General features: G+C 41.5%; 7 protein-coding genes. 5 read left to right on the plus strand and 2 right to left on the minus strand.

From position 1 onward, the window contains the following. Positions 1–245: 245 nt before the first annotated feature. Positions 246–653, plus strand: coding sequence for a hypothetical protein (locus K6Y21_RS20835; protein WP_233073871.1), 408 nt, complete (start codon positions 246–248; stop codon positions 651–653). Between the two features lie 122 nt (positions 654–775). Next, on the plus strand, positions 776–1,459 hold the full coding sequence (locus K6Y21_RS20840; RefSeq protein ID WP_233073872.1) for a hypothetical protein: 684 nt from the start codon (positions 776–778) through the stop codon (positions 1,457–1,459). Positions 1,460–1,573: 114 nt separating this feature from the next. Here K6Y21_RS20840 and K6Y21_RS20845 read toward each other — a convergent pair whose 3' ends face one another. Both K6Y21_RS20845 and K6Y21_RS20850 read right to left on the minus strand, forming a co-directional pair. Further along, a complete protein-coding gene (locus K6Y21_RS20845) occupies positions 1,574–2,071 on the minus strand; it encodes a GNAT family N-acetyltransferase (RefSeq protein ID WP_233073873.1) in 498 nt (165 codons plus the stop codon). Beyond that, a complete protein-coding gene (locus tag K6Y21_RS20850) occupies positions 2,068–2,340 on the minus strand; it encodes a type II toxin-antitoxin system TacA family antitoxin (RefSeq protein WP_140321675.1) in 273 nt (90 codons plus the stop codon). The genes K6Y21_RS20845 and K6Y21_RS20850 overlap by 4 nt, the downstream gene beginning before the upstream one ends. Before the next feature lie 227 nt (positions 2,341–2,567). Here K6Y21_RS20850 and K6Y21_RS20855 point away from each other — a divergent pair, with 227 nt between their 5' ends. The 3 genes from K6Y21_RS20855 (at position 2,568) to K6Y21_RS20865 (ending at position 4,048) form a co-directional block, all read left to right on the plus strand. Beyond that, on the plus strand, positions 2,568–3,335 hold the full coding sequence (locus tag K6Y21_RS20855) for a hypothetical protein (RefSeq protein WP_233073874.1): 768 nt from the start codon (positions 2,568–2,570) through the stop codon (positions 3,333–3,335). Positions 3,336–3,500: 165 nt separating this feature from the next. Next, entirely contained in the window at positions 3,501–3,758 is a 258-nt protein-coding gene (locus K6Y21_RS20860; RefSeq protein ID WP_134978120.1) for a type II toxin-antitoxin system Phd/YefM family antitoxin, read from the plus strand. Further along, positions 3,746–4,048, plus strand: coding sequence for a type II toxin-antitoxin system RelE/ParE family toxin (locus tag K6Y21_RS20865; RefSeq protein WP_025548916.1), 303 nt, complete (start codon positions 3,746–3,748; stop codon positions 4,046–4,048). The genes K6Y21_RS20860 and K6Y21_RS20865 overlap by 13 nt, the downstream gene beginning before the upstream one ends. Positions 4,049–4,355 lie beyond the last annotated feature (307 nt).

Genomic DNA, 4,355 nt, shown 5'->3' on the forward strand with positions numbered 1-4,355 from the left:
GATACAGGGCTAACATACCAGCCCAATATTCACGTTTATCTTGTTGATTCATAGCGCCTCCCTTGAAAAGAAGCACTATGACAAATGTGGCTGTGACTTAGTATGTGTGGTTAATTAAGCGCTTACGAATCTCCTGTAGTAACTATACGAGAAAATTCTACTTTTTCATGCAGTTATTTTTCGGGGGGATTACCGCTGGACCTCGTTACACTCGGCCGCTGCTGGGTGGCGTTAGAGCTTACAAAATGGATGTCGAAAAGTTAAATAAAAAACGTCAGTTGAACGTTCAAGAGCAGAATATCCTAGAGAAGCATCGCATATTCACTGAAGCTTCATATTGGCGTGAAAACGGAATTCCTGTTGCACTAAAAGAAGCGATAGAAGAGAAAGGTGTGAATGTAGATAAAAGTATCTTTCTACAATACGAACAGGATTTTCCAGGAGTAAGTACAGATGAAGGTACTGTTCTCACTCCCGAGGGTGAGTTTTTTGCGTTCGAAATGGATTTAACTGATTCTCGCACAAAATTGATTGAGTTCTATATTTGGGAAAATATCACTCACAATGTGGAAGTCAATGAACATAAACCTGGCACTGGTGCTACGTGGGGCTTTTTAGCTTTGCAGGTGTTAACCGAGTTGAATCAGTGCTAACAAGGCTAGCCAGCAGGACCTCCGTTTCGGCGCTTGTTTTTGTGGCTTCACGCTACGCTACCACAAAAACAACCACCTCCACTCCGGCCTCTGCTGGCGGCGTTAGCTAAATGGAGATATTAATGGATATCTTGGCATATACGAAGACACGCTCAAATGAATTAGCTGATTATTTAGATGAGTGTGCCCGCTCACCTTTGGTTTTTGATGGCAATGATCCTTTGATGCACTCTTCGGACAATCACATTCATCTTTGGAACTTAGAGTATTTTGCTGAACGGAATGAATGGATTGATTTAAAATATAAACATGAGTTTGTTACATATATTTTAGACGCTTGGAAAAACCGAATTAAAGGACTTGCTCCATATCAGACTCAAGGCTATAGAATGTATGTTTATAGCGACATGGCTCCTACCATTTCAGTGGTTGCCGAAACGGAAATAGGATTTCCTTATAGGAACTCTCTAGACAACGCTGTATATGTAAATGAATTACTATCAGTCTTAGAGCATTACGAAGGTCGAAAGTGGTCTCATAACTTTGGTGGTGAATGGGATTTAACTCACGAAAGAGTTTTGAATACTGTCGCCTCTAACAAAGGGTCAATTAGTAAACCAACGGCTAATATGCTGGGCTTAAAGGTTGGAGAGTTAAGGCACCTTATTATTAACATGGGACTCTCCCGAAAAGTTAACGACATCCGCAAGAAGTTTAAAAGGCGCCCTGCGGATTTTAGTCATAATGTTGATGATGACTATCAGATGTTGTTTTATGAAATCTTGTTACCGCCCAAATTTAGCTAACAAGGCGTTTAAACGTAAATAAAACAGTGGGTTACGTTTCGCTTTGCTACACGTTTTAACCCACAATTTTAGTCCACTTAACGCGGCGTTAGTTTGCTAAAGGCTAGCGATTAACTAGCCTAAGCTTGCTCTCACATCAGCGATGGTGATGAAGAGTTTATTTTCAGCGTCTTCAAATGCTTGAAAACCATAGCGTTCATAGAAGTGTTTCGCACCATCTTTGGCATCAACGATAACAACTGGAAATGCAACGCTATCACTTGCAGCTAATAGCTTTCTGAGTGCGTCGATAAGCAGCCACTCACCAAAGCCTTTCCCTTTGTATCGGTCATCGACAGCAAGGCGGGCAATCAGACCACCAGAGGAGGATGATTGGTGTTTTTTTTGTAACTTATCGGGTAATGCCTTTAAGTCAATTGGTGTCATTGTTAGCGTGTAAAAGCCGATGACATGTGAGTTGTCGTTATCATCTTCCAAAACAAACGTTCTGGTGTTGTCTTTTTTTGCTTGCTGACTCGCCATTACTTTTAAGTAATTATTGAGAGCTTGGATACCACAGTTGAATCGGTTTCTATCGTGTTTAGCTTTATCAAGAAGTACCGTATTCATCATTGAGTTTTGCTCTCGTATCGGTCAGCAGCAGCTTTTAGTTTTGAGTTCTGTGTAGCAGGGCGATCTAAAGCTTCCATCAGCAACATAGCATCAGCTTGGCTCAGTTTTAAAGTCTGTTCACGTTCGATGACTTGTTTGGCTTTTTCGATTGCAGCGCTTAGAACAAACGAGTTGATGCTAGACATGCCGGCGATCGCGGCAGCCTTAGTAAGTAAGTCTTGTGTATCGACATCAACTCTAGCGGTGATGCGAGGCAAAGTAGTAGCCATAATGTTATCTCCTGTTGTGTCAAAGTGTCACATATGTATTATGGTCTTAAAGTGTGCAATAAGCAATCTTTGTGTCACTTTGGCACGCAAACTAACAAACAATTTAAGAGTGATTCAGCACGATTGGCATTTTTGATTTCAGTTAAGTTTAGTGTTTACGGTGGTCAAATGAGGTATCGTGGTCGCATGCTTCACAACTTAATTGGGCGTTAAATGCTAAGGAAACTATGAGCATCACATTAAGATCAATCGGATTATTCGGAATACTAATTTTCGGAATTCTGTTCTCTGTCACCTTTGCATCACCGGAGGTCATTGAAGAGTCAGCGAAGGGGTTCGTGAAATACCAAATAGAAAAGGAAGTCAGAGAAAAGCAACAATCTATAGTGGATTCGAGCGTTGCGAGTAAAGCTCTAGGCATCGCAGAAAGCCTTGGATTAGAATCTGAAAAAATACAAGAGGATTTAGATAGCAATCTACCAGAGAAGATTGCAAGTGTTATCGCTTCTATGTGTGGCTATGATTGTGAAAGGAAGAAAGCATTGGCTCAGTCAATTACATCGGGGTACTTGGATCGACTCAAAAGCATGAAAGTTGCTCAAGATACTCTGGGTGATCTAATCAAAGGAAAATACATCGAAATAGTTAGTAACCTGAAATTTGATCTACGAATATTTCTTGGGTCAAATCTTACGATGTTCTTTATTCTTCTGGTGGTGTCCTTCGCAAAGCCAAGAGCTATTGCGCATTTGTTCTTGCCCGGATTACTTCTAGTTTTGGCTACTATAATATCATCGGCAATTTACATATATGGCCAAGATTGGTTCTTTACTATTTTGTACAACGATTATATGGGGTTTGGCTATTTGGCGTATATGTCGGTCATATTTGGTGTGCTAATAGATATTGCTCTAAATAAAGCACGAGTTACAACCGAGGTAATAAACGGTATAGCCAATGCCTTGGGTTCTGTGTTTTCGGTAGTACCGTGCTAGGCGCATTTAACAAAACAATCAACCGGACTCCGCTAAGCGTGGTTCGCTTTGCTCACAATACCACGCTCAGCTCCTCTCGGTTATTGTGGCGTTAGCCGTCATGCAGCTTGCTATACTCAAAGTGATAGAATAGTATCACTTTAGTATTCCTTTGGAGCAGCTCTCATGAAAGTAGAACTAGTTACATCACTCAAACGTCAAGCAACTAAGATCCTCGCCGATCTTCACAACACCAAAGAACCAGTATTAATTACTGAGCATGGTAAGCCATCCGCGTATCTTGTTGATGTTGATGACTACGAGTTTATGCAGAATCGTTTAGCTATTCTTGAGGGTATTGCGCGAGGTGAGCGTGCACTAGCTGACGGTAAAGTGGTAAGTCATGATGAAGCCAAGGACAAAATGTCAAAATGGCTGAAATAATCTGGACTGAGCCAGCGTTATCTGACCTCAACGATATCGCTGAGTACATCGCACTTGAAAATATCGTAGCTGCAAAGCAGTTAGTGCAAACGATCTTCTCCAAAGTCGAACGCCTACAAACTTTCCCAGAGTCAGGTCGTATTCCACCGGAGCTAGAACATTTAAGTTATCGTGAAGTTGTCGTTAATCCATGTCGTGTTTTCTATAAACAAGACGGTGACAAAGTGTTTATTCTGTTTGTTATGCGTGCAGAGAGAGATTTGCGTAAGTTCTTGTTGAGTAAGCAGTAACCTTTGGGAATGAGCGGCTAACAAATTGTTTAACAAAGACTCCTAACGCTTGGCGACTTCAGTCGCAAATTCAGCTCCGTGTTTATGGCACAATATTCAAATTTAGTGGCATCGCGTTGTCGCTTGTTAGCAAGGCGCTGACTGATCCCCTCATAATTTAAGCATCGCTGTTTGATGGAACACGCGCACGTATTCGCAGATTGCCCACTGTATATCCGCGAAATTTCTTTGGTGGTCTCGCCGTCTTAGCACCTCTTTTGCGAGCCGTGTTATTGATAAAACATGGCGGGTTTTGATGGTGTTGGCT

Origin of the sequence: Motilimonas eburnea, from assembly GCF_021295345.1 — a bacterium.
In the GTDB taxonomy this organism is placed as follows: Bacteria; Pseudomonadota; Gammaproteobacteria; order Enterobacterales; family CBDFNC01; genus Motilimonas; species Motilimonas eburnea.

Excerpts from the sequence above, each read along its gene's own strand:
- K6Y21_RS20835 (WP_233073871.1), top strand. The coding sequence starts at position 246 with ATGGATGTCGAAAAGTTAAATAAAAAACGTCAGTTGAACGTTCAAGAG.
- K6Y21_RS20840 (WP_233073872.1), top strand. The coding sequence starts at position 776 with ATGGATATCTTGGCATATACGAAGACACGCTCAAATGAATTAGCTGAT.
- K6Y21_RS20845 (WP_233073873.1), bottom strand. The coding sequence starts at position 2,071 with ATGATGAATACGGTACTTCTTGATAAAGCTAAACACGATAGAAACCGA.
- K6Y21_RS20850 (WP_140321675.1), bottom strand. The coding sequence starts at position 2,340 with ATGGCTACTACTTTGCCTCGCATCACCGCTAGAGTTGATGTCGATACA.
- K6Y21_RS20855 (WP_233073874.1), top strand. The coding sequence starts at position 2,568 with ATGAGCATCACATTAAGATCAATCGGATTATTCGGAATACTAATTTTC.
- K6Y21_RS20860 (WP_134978120.1), top strand. The coding sequence starts at position 3,501 with ATGAAAGTAGAACTAGTTACATCACTCAAACGTCAAGCAACTAAGATC.
- K6Y21_RS20865 (WP_025548916.1), top strand. The coding sequence starts at position 3,746 with ATGGCTGAAATAATCTGGACTGAGCCAGCGTTATCTGACCTCAACGAT.